Below are 16670 nucleotides of genomic sequence, written 5' to 3' on the forward strand. Positions count from 1 at the left end.
TTACATGACCGCTTGCCTTGATATTCGGTGATTTATCACCCTCATCGGCAAGCGCCCACATGAATTACCTGATCAAATTATTAAAGAGCTGCTGAATGGCGTTGCCGTTCAACGTGGTGCGTATGATACGGATTTTTCTCGAAGCGTCAACCTGAATTATCAGATTTTGCGTGCCGGGGGTCACCTGGTTAAGGCGAGCAAGCGACAGATGCATTGAAACAGCCTGACGCTTACCGTCGACAACCTTCAGTAATCAAGAGAGCTTATCAGGCCACTAGCCGTGCGAGTAGGTCCGCTCGACGACCTTCGGACACAAAAGCCGCGTTGATGGCATTGCGAGTTAGCTGGGTAAACACCTCTTCGGACCAACCAAAAGCGTCAGAACATGCAACATGGTTGGCTAGCATGCCACCACCGAAATACGCCGGGTCATCGGAGCTGATGGTCACGTTAAGCCCTTCGTTCAACAGCGCGGGCAAAGGATGGTCGCGCAAGCCATCCACTACCTTCAGACACACATTGGATAGCGGACACACCGTCAACACGACATTGTCACGACGAAGACGCTCGACCACGTCACTGCTTTCCAGGCAACGTACGCCGTGATCAATACGCTCTACGTCCAGGAGGTCAAGCGCCTGGGTAATGTAGGCCGACGGGCCTTCTTCACCGGCATGAGCGACACGCGCCAGTCCGATGCCCTTGGCTCGCTCAAAGAGCGCGGTGAATTTTTCCGGCGGATGGTCACGCTCGGCACTGTCCAGGCCGATCGCATCAATCAGCTTCCAGTAGGGAGCGGCCTGCTCAAGCACATGCAGCGCCTCATCGGCGGGACGGTCACGCAAAAAGGCCATGATCATTCCAACCGAGAAATCCATGGACTGCTCAGCGTCCTGCTTGGCTTTCAACAGGCCGCCCATGACCACTTCCAACGGCACGCCCCGCTGCAGGTGCGCCTGAGGATCAAAATGCATGTCAATATGCACAACGCCTTCCCGGCGGGCGCGATGGAAATAATCCATGGCCAGGTCATAAAAATCCGCTTCCGTGCGAAGCACATTCATGCCCTGGTAATAAAGGTTCAGAAACTCCTGCAGATTATTGAAGTCGTAGGCATCTTTTGCTTCCTGAACGCTGGCATAGGGCAACTCGATACCGTTGCGCTGGGCCAGGGCAAACATCAACTCGGGCTCAAGCGATCCTTCAATATGTAGATGGAGCTCTACTTTGGGAAGTTGACGCAAAAAGTCGTGCATACTGGGCTCCTTGATAAACATGCGACGAAATGAGCAAACCGCTGATTAGCTTCCGTCAGTGGACGTCGCATTAAGCTTACCTGCATCAAGGTGCCAGTGGTAATCGATACGTGGCAATAAGTCAGGCTGGTCGAGCTGATGGACAAAATAGATGACCGTTCTGGTGGCCAGCCAACGGTCAAGTGACGTCGCGACATGGCGAGCTGTCGCCGCGTCAACGCTGGCAAAGGGCTCGTCGAGGATCACCACATCAGGATCGCGCAGCATCAGCCGCGCCAAGGCAACCCGCCTCGCCTGCCCTCCTGAGAGTTGTTGCCCCTTTTCACCCACTGGAGTGTCAAGCGCTTTAGGCAGTTGCTGTACCCAGTCTGCCAACGCCACGTCGCCAAGCACCTGCCACAGACGCTCATCCGTGGCGGACGGATCCGCAATGCGTAAATTTTCGGCCAGTGAATCATCAAATAAATCCACCTGCTGCGTCAGCATTGCCAGATGCTCAGCACGATACGCCGTCGGCAATTCAGCCGGCGCCTTGCCCAGCACATGAACAGTCCCACGCGTCGCAACTAGACGCCCCATGAGTAGCGACGCCAGCGTAGACTTGCCTGCCCCAGACATCCCCGTAATGACGGCTCGTTGACCGGCAGGAAGGTGGAAACTGACATCGTCCAGCGCCAGGTCAAGGGCGTCGGGGTAGCAAAGCGATACATGCTCGAACGACACGCCACGATCAGAGGCCGTGCTGCCGGCAGTCGCTGCCATGGGGGCAGTATCCGCCTGGGCGAGCTTATTCAATCGCTCGGCAGCGGCATAACTGGCTCCCAGGCGCACAAACGCATTCGGTAACACGCTGAACGCTTCATTCACGCCCAACGCCATCAGTACGGCCATTACCACAATGGGGCCTGATACCTGGCCTTGCACGAACACTTCGCCAGCCACCCAAAGCACGGCTAACGCGATCAGACTGTTCACCGCCGCCACCAGGGCATTACCCAGCGCCAGCCTGGAACCCACCAGACGCTGATTGTGCAACGCTCGATGCTCATGGGCATCCACGATGCGCCGATGCCAACGGTGGCTACGATAGCTGGTCAATTCGGCGCTACCCTGAACCTGGTCAACCACCAGGTGACGCAGCATCTCCTGGTTCTCGACGTGGCGATAGCTTTGGCCCCATCCCCAGGCGGCCAACCCAAGGGTAGTAATTACCCAGAGAAGACCCAGCACGGTCGCCATGAAAAGGGCAACACCGGGAAGCCAAAAGGCGATGAAGCCGACCACGATCACGCTGCCCAGCAAGGCAACCAGCGGCGGAATAAGCACCCGCAGATAGAAATTATCCAGGGTATCAATGTCCGTCGTGAGCCGCGTCAGCCAATCACTTGCCCGCTGTCGCCCCAGGGTCAAATCATCGAGTCGGGTCAGCTGGCCAAAGACGTGGAAGCGCAATTCAGCCAGCAGCGCCAGCACGCTATTATGGTTATAGACCCGCTCCACATAGCGCGAGACGGTGCGCGACAGGGCAAAGAAGCGTATGCCACCACCGGGCACGTAGACATCCAGCGATACCGAAAGCCCCACCGCCAGGGCAAGGCCGGTTAACGCACTGGCGGTAATGAACCACCCGGACAACCCCAGCAGTGCCACACCGGACAGGAAGGTTGCACCCGCGAGCAAAGCCCCCAGCATCAATGCGCGTCGACGCCGGGTCAGCAAACGCAGCCAGGGTAAAAACTGGCGATAGATAACACTCAAGCGAGGACCTCCTGGAGCTGGCCGTTAACCACGCGAAGATGGCGACTCGCCGCCGCGATAACCGCAGGGTGGTGAGTAGCGACAACAAGCGTGCGCCCTTCTCGTGCCCATTCTAACAAGGCCTCGACGACGGCTTTTTCCGTGGCACTATCGAGCCTGGCGGTAGGTTCATCAAGCAGCACCAGGGGCGCACGGCTCAGGTAAACGCGGGCCAGGGCAAGCCGCTGCGCCTGTCCACCGGACAGGCCCACCCCGCGTTCACCAAGCACGGTATCAAGCCCTTGCGGTAGCGCGTTAAGCACCTCATTCAATCCCGCGCGGATTAACGCCGACTGCATGGCTTCATGCGTCGCTTCAGGGTCAGCCAAGCGCAGGTTGTCGGCCAGACTGCCCTGCAGAAGGCATGGCTGCTGATCCAGCCAGGCGACCTGGGTCGTCGCTGCATGACGACACTCGCCCTGGCTCGCGCCAACAAAGCCTGCCAGCAGCGCCAACAGCGTTGACTTTCCGCTACCCGACTCACCGCTAACCGCCACCACATCGCCATGCCGCAAGGTCACACCCAACGGGCCCAGCACGACACCACGAGCGGCATAGCTGACCTCAACGCCTTCAAGCTCTACCAGCGCCTGTGGGTCTCGAGTGGCAGGCGGAGAAGCGGCCCTCATTACCGGCGGCTGATTGAGCGTATTGACGATACTCTCCGCCGCACCTAATGCCGCTGCACGGTCGTGGTAGTGCATGGAAAGCGTGCGCAACGGCTGGAAAAACTCCGGCGCCAGCAGCAGCACGGCCAGCCCGGAAAAAAGCGTCAGCGAAGGCGCGGGGCCGTACTCGATGTAGCCCAGCAGGCCAAAGCCCACATACATGGCCACCACGGCGATAGCCACCGACGAGAAAAACTCAAGGACTGCCGATGACAGAAAAGCCAGCTTCAGCGTGCGCATACTCAAGCGACGATAGTGATCGGCCGCCTGCCACACAGCTTCCTGGGCTGCGACCGTATGACCGAAAAGCTGGAGCGTGGTGATGCCGCGTACGCGGTCGATGAAATGCGCCGACAGCCTGGCTACCGCTGCGAACTGATCACGGTTCATGCGCTCAGCCCCCATACCGACCAGGGCCATGAACAGGGGTATCAGCGGCGCCGCCAGCAGTAGAAAAATGGCCGCCAGGTAATCCAGCGAGACCACCACCGCCAGGATGACCAACGGCACCCATACGGTAATCCGCATTTGCGGATGGAAGCGCGCAAAATAGCCATCCAGGGCGTCAACATGCTCGACGGCCTGGGCGGCGATGGCGCCACTTTGCTGAGAGGTCAACCAGACAGGCCCTAACGCCGCGACCTTGTCCAGCAGCTGTGAACGTGCGTGACGCCGGATGCGCAGACTGGCATCCAGGCTCAAGCGCTCGGAGCCCCATTGGCAAAGCGCTCTTGCTACAACGGCGACGGCCAACAGAATGAAGACTACCGATAAATCACGAGGAGCGCGGTCATGCACCACCAACTGATCGATCAACCACGCAAGGCCCGTGACAATGAAAACGGTCTGAAACCCCGCCAGACTACCGAGGAACGCCGCGCCCCTCAGTCGCTTGCGTTCCAACGATGCAAGCGACTGCAACCAGCGGCGCGGCGTTAACCCGTTTTGCTCAGATGTCGAGGTCATGGGCTCAATGATAGCCCTCTCCAACACGTACCTTGCCGCGGAATACCCAGTACGTCCATGCCGTGTAGGCCAGCACGATGGGTATCACAAACAGCACGCCGATGAGCAGGAAGAGCTGCGACTCGGGTGCCGAGGAGGCATCCCAGATCGTGTAGTTGGGCGGCACGATGACCGGCCACTTGCTCGCGATCAGCCCCAGGTAGGTAAAGATGAACAACCCTAACGAGGCGACAAACGGCAGACCTTCTTCTTGGCGCTTGACGGCCCGATAGAGGACATAAGCACACACCATGCCAAGGATCGGGAACACCCAGATCAGATGGATCTGACTGAGCCACCGATCGCGCACTTCCGGGCTTACCAGCGGCGTCCACAGGCTGACGATGCCAAATACGACCAGTACCGCCACCAACAGCTTGGGTGTGATCCGATAGGCCCACTGCTGGATATAGCCTTCCGACTTGAGGATCAACCAGGTGGCCCCCAAGAGGGCATAGCCTGCCATCAAGCCCAAACCGGTCAGCACGGTGAACGGCGTGAGCCAGTCGAGGGCGCCGCCCACATAGACAAAGTCTTCAACGGCAAAGCCCTGGATGTAGGCACCGACCACGGCCCCCTGAGCGAAGGCCGCAACCGCCGACCCACCGCAAAATGCCCGGTTCCACCAATGGCGGTTTCTCTTGGACTTGAAACGGAATTCAAACGAGATACCGCGGAAAATCAATCCCGCCAGCATCAAAAATACCCCGATATAAAGCGCCGGCAGGAATACCGAGTAAACCAGAGGGAAGGCGCCCAGCAGTCCGGCACCGCCAAGGACCAGCCAGGTTTCATTACCGTCCCACACCGGCGCGACCGAGTTCATCATCACATCACGGGACTCGTCGTCGGGCGCAAAGGGAAACAGGATCCCCAGCCCCAAATCGAAGCCGTCCATGATCACGTACATGATAACGCCGAACCCGATAATGCCGGCCCAGATGATTGCAAGGTCAAGGCTGATCATTTGCTCGCTCCTTCAAAATCTCCGTCGAACGGCGTATGGGCCGCTGAGAAAGGCCGTTTTGCCCGCTCAACTTCACCGCTTACTTCCGCAGTATCTGGAATCATGCCGTTACGCACCACGCGAGTAAGGTAGTAGACACCTACCCAGAACACGACGGTATATACCGCGACGTATCCAATCAGGGTAAAGAGCGCCATCCCCCCGGTGAGCGAAGGCGTCAGCCCCTGGGCATGGGTCATGACGCCGTACACCAGCCAGGGCGCACGCCCGGATTCGGTCACTACCCAGCCGGCAAGCACGGCGAGGAAAGGCGACACGATCATGCCCACCAGCGTCTTGAGATAGAGCGGCGACTGGAAGACGCGCCCCTTCCGGCGCAACAACAGCCCTGCGATCGCAACGCCGATCATCAGCATGCCGATCGCCACCATCACGCGGAATGACCAGAACACCAGCGCCACCGGGGGCTGTTCATCCGGGGCCATCTCGGTGACGCCGGGAACTTCACCGTCGGCGCTGTGCGTGAGCACGATACTTGCCAGGCTGGGAATGCCGATTTCAAAGCGATTGCTCTGGGCTTCTTGGTCGGGGAGCGCGAACAGCAGAAGCGGTACGTTGGAACTGGTTTCCCAGTTGCCTTCCATAGCCGCCACTTTCGTCGGCTGATGCTCGAGGGTATTCAGCCCGTGGAAGTCACCGATGACGGCCTGCGCAGGCGCCAGGAACAAAAGCAGCCACAGGCACATCGAGAGCGCTTTTTTATTCGCCTCTACGTCGCGATGACGCAGCAGGAACCAGGCACTGACACCCGCTACCACGAAACCGCCGGTCAGGAAGGACGCCATCCCCATATGGGCAAAGCGATACCAGAAGGATGGGTTGAAGATGGCCGCCATCCAGGAAGTGATATGGAAACGACCGTCGATCATTTCATAGCCGGCAGGCGTCTGCATCCAGCTATTGGCAGACAGTATCCAGAACGACGAGATGAAGGTGCCCACTGCCACCATGATCGCGGCAAACAGGTGAACCCCTTCAGGGACCTTGCCACGGCCAAAAAGCAAGACACCGAGGAAGGCCGCTTCCAGAAAGAAAGCCGTGACCACTTCGTAGCTCAGCACGGGCCCGAGGAAGTTGGACGTGGCAAACGAGAAGTTGCTCCAGTTGGTGCCAAACTGGAACGACATCACGATGCCGGTTACCACGCCCATGCCGAACACGACGGCAAACACCTTGGTCCAGAACTGTGCCAGACGATCCCAGGCCTGATTGTCCGTTTTGTAGAACAGGCCGTGCAGCACGGCGATATAAGACGCCAGACCGATCGTGAACACGGGGAAGATAGCGTGAAAGCAAACAACAAACGCGAACTGTATTCGCGAAAGTAACAGCGGATCGAGCTCCATAATACGCTCCTGAGGCCTGATTGAACTCCCCTCTTGCGAGGGCGTGTAACAAGCTTAGTTGAGCCGCTATCGGTCACGCTTTATTCTTGTGGATACTAAGCTTATTGGTTACCAACCCCTTCAGTTTACAGCTTAGACGCCTCGTATGCGGCATACGTTTGCGTATTTACCTGTGTCCCGTTGACGCAGATCAATTTTTGACGAATGACGGGTGTTTCCTAAACAACTGAGTAACTTACGCCAACACCACCACGCTTACCATGTACCCCGTGTAGGCAATGAACATCGTCAGCAGGCCAGCGCCTTCAAAGCGATTGATGCGCCGCGGGCGACCTCGCCAGGAAAACGCAAACAGCATCATCAGCACGGTCATGACAAGCATGACGCTCCAGTCACGCTGAAGCACTTCCTGACCGGTTTCAATCGGGGCGATAACGCCCGCCAAACCGACCACGGCGAGGCTGTTGAACAGGTTCGACCCCACCACATTGCCCAGCACCATGTCATGCTCATTGCGGCGCAGCGCGGTAATCGACGAGGCCAACTCGGGCAGGGAGGTGCCGATGGCCACGACGGTCAGGCCAATGATCAGATCGCTGACGCCAAAGCGCACGGCGATCTCCACGGCGCCCCAGACCAGCAGCCGCGAGCTGGCGATCAGCAATACCAGGCCAACCAGCGTCCACATGATAGCGGTGCCACGGGACATGGGCTTGCTATCCAGGGTTTCGGCCACTTCAGAGATAAGCGCATCGTCCTGCTGGCCTCGCGAGCGCACTATGCTGACAACGATGAATATCACCAGCGCAAGCAGTAGACACACGGCTTCCCAGCGGGCAACCCAGCCGTCGTAAAGCATCAACCCAGTCACCAGCATCACCACCAGCAGCAGGGGAATCTCCTTGCGAATGACCCCTGAGTGAACCGCCAGGGGCGCCAGCAAGGCAACGAAGCCCAGCACCAGGCCAATATTGGCGATGTTCGACCCGTAGGCGTTACCCACCGCCAAGCCCGGATTGCCCTGCATGGCAGCAAGCACCGACACCATCATTTCCGGCGCCGAAGTACCGAAGCCGATGACCAGCATGCCGATCAGCAGTGGCGACAGCCCCAGCCAGCGGGAGGTTGCCGCCGCGCCGTCAATAAACTTCTCGGCGCTCCAGATCAGCAAAACCAAACCAACGACAACAGCGATGAGAGGAAGTAACATAAGGTTCCCTATATTGGCATAGTGCAAAGATGGTCATGCAAGCGCAGCGATTGCATGCCATCGGTTGGAACGGCCCGATACAGGCCGCGGCGATCATTGTCCATTCATCGTGACGGGTCAACCTCAATGTCATCGTGGACGCACCGATTTTACCCGCCGTTTGACAGACTTATCACCGACAGGTAGTGCTTTACTTACCCACGTCAGCGAGAACACCACTTGTCACAGCACTGGCTTCCTAAACGCCCCACGCTGACTGTCAACGCTCCCCTGGTTGACCAGCAGCCCCCCGAGACCCGCACCCAGCGGCGGCGTCTGCGTGCCTGCCATGAGTGCGACTGGGTATCGGCACTACCGCCGCTCAAGTCCGGCGAGAAAGCAAGCTGCCCGCGCTGTTCGCATGTGCTTGTAAAGCGTAACCGCTACCCTGCTCAGCGAAGCATGGCGCTGGCTATCGCCTCCCTGGTCGCCCTACTGCTGGCCGTGTCCTATCCGTTTGTGAGCTTCAGCTACAGCGGCGTGAGCAATCGTATCGAGCTTTCCGAGACGGCCAGTACGCTGATTGCCTTTCATCAGCCCGTGGTCGCCATTGGCGTCATCATGACCATCGTCGTACTGCCTGCCGTCTACCTGCTCGGCACTTTATGGTTGCAGTTCGGTCTGTTACGCAACGATCCCCTGCCCTTCAGCCGCTCGACGGCGCGATCACTTAGCCACCTGACGCCCTGGATGATGGCCGACGTGTTCATCATTGGCGCCCTGGTCAGCCTGATCAAGGTCGCCGGGCTGGCCGATATCGAGCTGGGACTTTCATTCTGGGCCTATTGCGCTTTTGCCATCCTGTTATTGATGACCATCCAGTCCATCGATGCCGACTGGATGTGGTTTGCCCTCGAAGGCGAGCCGCTTGCTCCGGAGGGCACCCAGACCGGCATGTCGGCCGCGGCCCAACAACTCACCAGTTGCCCCACCTGCGGACTGATCAACCGGCTGTCCCCGAGCGGGAAACAGCATTGCGTGCGCTGCCATGAGCGGCTGCACCCTCGGCTGCCCCATAGCGTCCAGCGTACCTGGGCGCTCCTCACCGCTGCGACGGTGATGTACATCCCTGCCAATATTTACCCCATCATGACCACCACAAGCTTGGGCAATAGCTCGCCATCGACGATCGTGGGCGGTATCGTCGAACTCATTCAGGGCGGGTCCTGGCCCATTGCCGCGATTATCTTTGTAGCCAGCATCATTGTCCCCGTCGGCAAGCTATTCGCAATGGCCTGGCTATGCAGCGTGGTCAACCGCAGTCATGCTCTCAATGCCCAAACGCGCACAAGGCTTTACCGGATCACCGAATTTATTGGCCGATGGTCGATGGTCGATGTTTTCGTGGTAGCCATTCTCGTTGCCCTCATCCGCGCCGATTCGCTGATGACGATCAACCCCGGGCCCGCCGCCCTGGCGTTCGGATCGGTAGTGGTACTGACCATGCTGGCCGCCATGACATTCGATCCCCGCTTGCTGTGGGACGCCCCAAAGACTCAGGACGACGAAGCGCCGCCGATAAGGACGTAATTAATGGCTAATGAACACAACGTGCAGCCCAACGAACCCCAGAGCGACCCCAGCTTGCATCGCGCCAAGTCCGCCCCCCAGTCGCGGCTATCGCCCATCTGGATTGTGCCGATTGTGGCGCTGGTCATTGGCCTGTGGCTGGTATACGACAACTATTCCAGCCGGGGTACGGTCATTACCCTGACCATGGAGAACGCCGAAGGCATCGAGGCGGGCAATACCCTTATCCGCAGCCGCAACGTGGAAATCGGTCGCGTCCAGAGCGTTCAGCTATCCGAGGATCTTTCCCAGGCCGTTCTGCGCGCCCGGATTCAACCCGAAGCGGAAGCCATGCTGCGTGAAGACAGTCGCTTCTGGGTGGTAAAGCCCAGGATCGGTCGCGAAGGCATCAGCGGCCTCGGCACCGTGCTGTCAGGGGCTTATATTCAACTCGAGCCCGGCGCGTCCTCGGAGCCGAGCCGCGAGTTCGAGGTGAGGGATACGCCGCCGGTTGCCCCGACAGGCGTGGCGGGACTGCAGATCAGCCTGATCAGCCAACTGGGCAACTCATTGCGTGTAGGGGATCCGGTATCCTACCAGGGCTTCACCGTCGGGCGTATCGAGGAAACGCGCTTTGATGCCGAATCGCGCACCATGCACCACCAGGTCTTTATCGAGAAACCCTATGCGCAGTTAGTCACCGAAAGCACGCGTTTCTGGAGCGCCAGCGGCATTGACTTTCACCTGGATGCCGACGGCGTACGTGTCAACGTGGACTCGATCGAGGCACTGGTGGGCGGCGGAGTCACCTTTGGCGTACCGGAAGACCTGCCCATGGGACAACCCGTTGACAACGATACGCGCTTCGAGCTCTACGCAGACGAAGAAAGCGCCCGCCAGGGAACCTTCAACCGTTACCTGGAATACGTATTGCTCGTCGATGATACCGTCCGCGGGCTTTCCAAGGGCGCGCCCGTGGAGTTTCGCGGCGTGCGGCTGGGCACGGTCGCATCGGTGCCGTGGAATTTCACCGCGCCCCAGCCCGATTCACGCGAACAGTTCGCCATTCCGGTGTTGATCCGCATCGAACCCCAGCGCCTGGGCATCGAGAATACCGACGTGGATCTGAACGAGTGGGATGCCCGCTTCAAGCGGATGTTTACCTTGGGACTGCGCGCCTCGCTTAAAAATGGCAACCTGTTGACCGGCGCCATGTTCGTGGACTTGAACTTCCGCCGCGAACTGGAAGCACAATACGTCCCGGAATCCTTCTCCGAGCGCACCGTCTTTCCCACCACGTCTGGCGGCTTTGCGCAAATTCAGGCTCAGGTAACGGATCTGCTCGACAAGCTCAACTCCCTGGAAATCGAACCGCTACTAACCGGCCTGGATCGCAATCTGCAGGCCTCCGAGTCCGTGCTTGAAGAAGTTCGTGGCATCAGCGTCTCGCTCAATCAGCTACTCAACGACCCCGAGACCCAGTCGCTGGGCGGCAACGTCAACCGCACCCTTGAGGAGCTTCAGAAAACCCTGGAAGGACTGTCCCCCGAGTCAGCTGCCTACCAGGACCTGACGTCAGCGGTCGAACGCCTTGACCGACTCATGCGCGATGTACAGCCATTGACCCGTACGCTCAGCGACAACCCCCGTGCGCTGCTGTTCGACAATGTCGACACCGACGACCCCACTCCCCGCGCGCCGCGCGAGTAAGGACCGATAATGCGTCACATCGCCCAAAAAACAATGCTGATACTCCTGCTGCCGCTGATGCTTGGCGCCTGCGCCAGCAGCTCCCCATCGGCCAGCCGCTATGTGCTGCCGGGCGGGGCGCTATCCAGTGCGCCGAGTGAGCCCGAAGGCGTGGTCGAAGTGACCACGCCTCGCTTACCGCACTACCTGGATGTCGAGGGCATCGTCATGCAAACCGATGACATCACCCTGCATGAAGCCAATGGCCATCAGTGGGCAGAAGCGCTTGGCCGACAGCTGGAACGCGGCCTGCGCGCCCGCTTGTCGGCGGCACTGCCTGCATGGCGCGTGGTTCGGAACGCCGCTGGCGACGACCAGGCAATCACGCTACGCTTGGAAGTAGACCAGTTCCAGGGTCGCCATGACGGCCTCGCCATTGCCAGCGGCCAGTGGCAGCTGCTTGATCATCAGAACAACGTGCTGTCGATGAACACCTTCCAGACCGACACCCCCCTTGCCGAAGACGGCTACCCAGCATTGGTTCGCGCCCTGGGTAAAAGCTGGGATCGCGTAGGCGAACAGATTGCGCGGGCGCTGAAGGATGTTCAATAGCATGAACAGACCATCAACCAAGCCCCCTGCCTGCCAGCAGAACCGCGACACGGCATCAGGCCCATCGCGATACGGCACCAGACTGAACGTCAATTGCATGGTATAGTGGTTGCTTAATCAATCGTTCGTTATGAGTGAAACTCGTCACCAGCCTCTTGCGCCCTTTCCGGCATGCCGATGAGAGGCCCATTATCGATTCTGTCGTGGCTGGCCACTGTTATCTTCAATTCATTACGGTTATTAGCGCTTGCGTAGCGCCCTTCACCCTCAATCATTTAACAGTGCGCTGTATAACGATGCCCTCGGCATGCGTATATGGCCGCTGGGAGAACGCATGAACTTTTCTGATCTCGGCCTCGACGCCGATCTACTTCGCGCGGTGACCGATCAAGGCTATACCGAGCCGACCCCTATTCAGCGCCAAGCAATTCCCGTGGTACTTCAAGGTCGCGACCTGCTGGCCAGCGCGCAGACGGGCACCGGTAAAACCGCAGGCTTTACCCTTCCCATGCTGCAGCGCTTGTCCGCAGGCAAACCCGCAGCGAAGCGGCAGGTACGTGCCCTGGTGCTGACCCCAACCCGTGAGCTGGCCGCCCAGGTAGGGGAAAGCGTTACCACCTACGGCCAACACCTTCCCTTGCGCTCGCACATCATTTTCGGCGGCGTTGGCCAGCAGCCCCAGGTTGATGCCCTGAAGCGCGGCCTCGACATCTTGATAGCGACCCCGGGCCGGCTGCTGGACCTGCAACAACAGGGTCACGTGGATCTCTCAAGTGTCGAAATCCTGGTCCTCGATGAAGCCGACCGCATGCTCGACATGGGGTTCATCCACGACATCAAACGCCTGCTGAAACTGGTGCCCAGCAAGCGTCAGAACCTGCTGTTTTCTGCCACGTTTTCAAATGAGATCCAGACGCTGGCGCAGCAGTTCCTCAACGACCCGGCCTTCATCGACGTCGCGCCGCGCAATACCACGGCCGACAAGATTGCCCAGTCGGTCTACCGGGTCGACCGCGAGCAAAAGCGCGAGCTGCTGGCCCACCTGATCAAGGAACATCAGTGGTATCAGGTGCTGGTCTTCACGCGCACCAAACATGGCGCCAACCGTCTGGCAGAACAGCTTTCCAAGCAGGATATTCCCGCCATGGCGATTCATGGCAATAAAAGCCAGGGCGCCCGGACACGCGCGCTGGGCGCGTTCAAGAGCGGCGACCTGCAGGTACTGGTGGCCACCGATATCGCCGCGCGCGGCTTGGATATCAACGAACTGCCCCACGTGGTGAACTTCGAGCTGCCCAACGTCGCGGAAGATTACGTCCACCGCATCGGCCGCACGGGCCGCGCCGGCAGCAATGGCGAAGCGGTGTCGCTGGTGTGTGTCGATGAGCACTCCCTGCTGAGCGGCATTGAACGTCTCATCAAGCAGACCTTACCCAAGCACATCGAGCCCGGCTTTGAACCCGATCCCAACGCCACGCCCCAGCCGATCGAAAATGGCCGGCGCCAGCCACGTAACGCGCGCAGCCAACGCAAGCCCAGCCAGCACGCGGACCGTGATGCAGCTCCCAAGCGTCGTGCCCGCCGCTAGCTCGGTGTTAAAGAATATGCGAAGGTAGCCCTTTTATCGGGCTACTCATCAAGCACCTGTTTTCATGGAGTGATCATGGCGTCTTCCCAACTTATTGCGCAGTACCGTCAGTGGCAGACGTTCCAGCGCCAAGACCAGTTAACCAGAGAGCACCTTGGCGTTGTACAACGCCTGGAAGATGCCAATGCCTCATCGACGCAGGTCGTGCAGGCATATCGCAGCATGGCGGAAAAGGCGTCAGCGGAAGGCGCCTGTTACCGCACGCTTTTCCTGCGCACGCGGGACGACCAGCACGCCCTGCCCTGCGAAGGCTGGCTGTTCGTGCGTCGGGTGCTCAGCGAAGGCAACAGCACCCGGGTCAGGGTGACGCTCATCGAAACCTTCACGCTGGAAGAGGGTACGCTTGCCCCCGGTGATAAGCCGGCGCGCAAGCTGACCCTGGAAATTTTCGATCAGGTTCAGGTGGATAAAGGCATGCGCACCAGCGTGCGCGTCGATTGCCTCGATGCCCCCGACGACTATCACTTCATTACGCTGCTCGATGCCGTGCGGGGAGACCTGCGCCCCCACCTGAAATAAGACGGACTCATGCGGGCACGGCATAGCGTTTTTATTGCACTGATGGTGATCGTGGGGCTCAACCTTCGCCCCGCGATGTCGTCTGTCGCCCCCTTACTCAACCGCCTCCAGGACGTTGCTGGCCTATCCGCGACGGCCGCCGGCGTGCTCACCACCTTGCCGGTGTTGTTTCTGGGCCTCGCGGCGCCGCTGGCGCCGTTACTGGCACAGCGGATTGGCAGCGAACGTGCGTTAAGCGCGGCGCTTTGCCTCCTCCTCGCGGGACTGGTGCTGCGTGGTCTGCCTTGGCCTGGGGTTTTGTTCCTTGGCTCGGCCCTGGCTGGCGCCGCCATTGGTCTTGCCGGCACGCTGCTGCCGGCACTGGTCAAACGCCAACTCCCCCAAAGCGCCGATCTCCTGACCGGCCTTTACACCATGGCCCTGTGTCTGGGGGGCGCGCTCGGTGCCGGGCTGAGCGTGCCGCTGACCCACTATCTGGGTAGCTGGCAAGCCAGCTTGATGAGCTGGTCTTTGCTGGCCTTGGCAGCGCTGGTGTTATGGGTGATTTACATGCCCATCACCCAAACCGCTTCCGCCCCGGCATCGACCCCGCACACCGGCGCGCTCAGGCTGCTCCGCCAACCGCTGACCTGGTACGTCATGCTGTTCATGGGCATTCAATCATCGATGGCGTATATCGTGTTTGGATGGCTGCCGACGCTGCTGGTCTACCGCGGCTACAGCGAAACCGCCGCCGGCCTTACCATGGCCATTTCAATACTCTGTCAGTTGGCTTCTGCGCTAACCGCGCCATGGTTTGCCCGCCTGGGACGCGATCAGCGCCCGGCACTGCTGTGCGTACTGCTGTGTACTGGCTGTGGCTTATGGATGCTGCTGATAGCGCCCTTGAACTGGCAATGGCCGGGCGCGATATTACTCGGGCTGGGTCAGGGCGGGAGTTTCAGCCTGGCGCTTAGCTTGCTGGTCCTGCGCACGGCCAATGCGCGCCTGTCGGGGCAGCTATCGGGGCTAGTTCAAGGCGGTGGCTACACCATTGCGGCCCTGGGCCCGTTCGGGGTAGGCCTGCTGCTGCAGCATGAAGCCAGCGGTGGCCAGATCGCCTGGCTATTGATTACGCTACTGGGCATATGTGCCGGCTTTGCCCTGCTGGCCGGGCGCAATCGCCGCCTCGACGATAGCGCCGGACAGCTATTGGTTCACAATGAAGACGTTGACAGCCTACATAAGGAGACGCCGTGAGCGCCCCTTCTTCCTCCAAGCCTATCACCTCAACGGTCGGTCCTCGCCTGTTGATCATCTATACCGGCGGCACGCTGGGTATGCGACCAGGCGATCACGGGCTAAGCCCCGCCGGCGATATCGACGCGCGGCTGGCGCGGGCGTTTGGCCAGTTGCCACTCGCGCTGCAACAGGTTATGCCCGCTTACGACGTGCTCAGCTATGCGCCGCTGATTGATTCAAGCACTGCCACGCCTGGCCACTGGGCGCAGCTGGCCAATGATATCGCCACGCGCCTGGCCGACTATCACGGCGTTGTGGTCATTCATGGCACCGACACGCTGAGCTGGACGGCCGCCAGCCTTGCCTACCAGCTTCAGGGAGTCGATCGCCCGGTGATTCTTACCGGCGCCATGCAGCCCCTCGAGGCCCCGGGCAGCGATGCGCTGGGCAACCTCTACGGCGCGCTGCGCTGCGCCACCGAGCCCAAGGTAAAAGAGGTCGCCATTTACTTTCACGGCAAGCTGCTGCGCGGCGTTCGTGCCATCAAGCAGCACAGCGAGGCGGCCGACGCGTTTGCCAGCCCCAACTACCCGCTGCTGGGCGAGCGGGTGGGCGACGATATCGTCCACTACCCCAGTCGCTGCCTGGCGGATAAGCAACGCGGGGCCCCCCGGTTCGAGCTACCCGACTACACGCCCATGGGCGATGGCGCCATTGTCCGACTGGTGCTCTGGCCAGGCATCAGCGCCTGGCAGCTGGCGGCCTGGCTGGATGACGAGCGGGTCAAGGGGGCGGTGTTGCAGCTGTGGGGGGCCGGCAATCTGCCCGACGACGCTGCGCTGCTGGCCGTGCTTGCAAAGGCCAGCGGCGAAGGCAAGCTGCTCGCCGCGATCAGTCAGTGCCCTCAAGGCAGCGTGCATCTGGGGGCTTATGCGGCGGGCAAAGACCTTCACGACGCGGGCGTCTTGTCCGGAGATGGCATGACGCCGGAAGCGGCCTTCTGCAAGCTCGTACATCTACTGGCCCAGCCGCTCAGCGACGAAGACCGGCGGCAACGCTTCGTGACCCCTCTGGTAGGTGAACGCTAGGGGATCAATGGACGCTGAGCGTTAAATACACACCTG

General features: G+C 60.1%; 13 protein-coding genes. 7 read left to right on the forward strand and 6 right to left on the reverse strand.

Going from position 1 to position 16670, the window contains the following annotated elements; all coding sequences use genetic code 11:
* Window positions 1-266: 266 nt before the first annotated feature.
* The 6 genes from QC815_RS05840 to QC815_RS05865 form a co-directional block, all read right to left on the reverse strand.
* Window positions 267-1256 carry an adenosine deaminase gene (locus tag QC815_RS05840; protein ID WP_230448469.1) on the reverse strand — a complete coding sequence of 330 codons (990 nt, stop codon included), beginning with the start codon at window positions 1254-1256 and terminating at the stop codon, window positions 267-269.
* 45 nt (window positions 1257-1301) lie between these two features.
* Window positions 1302-3014, reverse strand: a complete 1713-nt coding sequence (gene cydC, locus QC815_RS05845; protein ID WP_309767433.1) for a thiol reductant ABC exporter subunit CydC — start codon at window positions 3012-3014, stop codon at window positions 1302-1304.
* The gene (cydD, locus tag QC815_RS05850; protein WP_230448467.1) at window positions 3011-4687 is read right to left on the reverse strand and encodes a thiol reductant ABC exporter subunit CydD; all 1677 of its coding nucleotides are present in this window, start codon (window positions 4685-4687) and stop codon (window positions 3011-3013) included. The genes cydC and cydD overlap by 4 nt, the downstream gene beginning before the upstream one ends.
* 4 nt (window positions 4688-4691) lie before the next feature.
* Window positions 4692-5693 carry a cytochrome d ubiquinol oxidase subunit II gene (gene cydB, locus QC815_RS05855; RefSeq protein WP_230448466.1) on the reverse strand — a complete coding sequence of 334 codons (1002 nt, stop codon included), beginning with the start codon at window positions 5691-5693 and terminating at the stop codon, window positions 4692-4694.
* The gene (locus QC815_RS05860; protein ID WP_230448465.1) at window positions 5690-7099 is read right to left on the reverse strand and encodes a cytochrome ubiquinol oxidase subunit I; all 1410 of its coding nucleotides are present in this window, start codon (window positions 7097-7099) and stop codon (window positions 5690-5692) included. The genes cydB and QC815_RS05860 overlap by 4 nt, the downstream gene beginning before the upstream one ends.
* Window positions 7100-7334: 235 nt before the next feature.
* On the reverse strand, window positions 7335-8309 hold the full coding sequence (locus tag QC815_RS05865) for a calcium/sodium antiporter (protein WP_230448464.1): 975 nt from the start codon (window positions 8307-8309) through the stop codon (window positions 7335-7337).
* A 219-nt stretch (window positions 8310-8528) separates the two neighbouring features.
* Here QC815_RS05865 and QC815_RS05870 point away from each other — a divergent pair, with 219 nt between their 5' ends.
* The 7 genes from QC815_RS05870 to QC815_RS05900 all read left to right on the forward strand — a co-directional run bounded on the left by QC815_RS05870 (window position 8529) and on the right by QC815_RS05900 (window position 16634).
* Window positions 8529-9878 (forward strand): paraquat-inducible protein A, encoded by a 1350-nt coding sequence (locus QC815_RS05870; RefSeq protein WP_309767436.1) that lies wholly within the window; start codon window positions 8529-8531, stop codon window positions 9876-9878.
* Between the two features lie 3 nt (window positions 9879-9881).
* Window positions 9882-11567: an intermembrane transport protein PqiB gene (gene pqiB, locus QC815_RS05875; protein WP_230448462.1), complete on the forward strand. Its 1686-nt coding sequence runs from the start codon at window positions 9882-9884 to the stop codon at window positions 11565-11567.
* A 9-nt stretch (window positions 11568-11576) separates the two neighbouring features.
* The gene (locus tag QC815_RS05880) at window positions 11577-12158 is read left to right on the forward strand and encodes a PqiC family protein (RefSeq protein WP_230448461.1); all 582 of its coding nucleotides are present in this window, start codon (window positions 11577-11579) and stop codon (window positions 12156-12158) included.
* 334 nt (window positions 12159-12492) lie between these two features.
* Window positions 12493-13746 (forward strand): DEAD/DEAH box helicase, encoded by a 1254-nt coding sequence (locus QC815_RS05885; RefSeq protein WP_230448460.1) that lies wholly within the window; start codon window positions 12493-12495, stop codon window positions 13744-13746.
* Between the two features lie 75 nt (window positions 13747-13821).
* Window positions 13822-14325 carry a hypothetical protein gene (locus QC815_RS05890; protein ID WP_230448459.1) on the forward strand — a complete coding sequence of 168 codons (504 nt, stop codon included), beginning with the start codon at window positions 13822-13824 and terminating at the stop codon, window positions 14323-14325.
* A 9-nt stretch (window positions 14326-14334) separates the two neighbouring features.
* Window positions 14335-15564, forward strand: coding sequence for an MFS transporter (locus QC815_RS05895; protein ID WP_230448458.1), 1230 nt, complete (start codon window positions 14335-14337; stop codon window positions 15562-15564).
* Complete coding sequence (locus QC815_RS05900; RefSeq protein ID WP_309767443.1) at window positions 15561-16634, forward strand: asparaginase; 1074 nt, start codon at window positions 15561-15563, stop codon at window positions 16632-16634. The genes QC815_RS05895 and QC815_RS05900 overlap by 4 nt, the downstream gene beginning before the upstream one ends.
* The last annotated feature ends 36 nt before the right edge of the window (window positions 16635-16670 follow it).

It is taken from the genome of Vreelandella gomseomensis, assembly GCF_031451645.1.
Lineage (GTDB): Bacteria > Pseudomonadota > Gammaproteobacteria > Pseudomonadales > Halomonadaceae > Vreelandella > Vreelandella gomseomensis.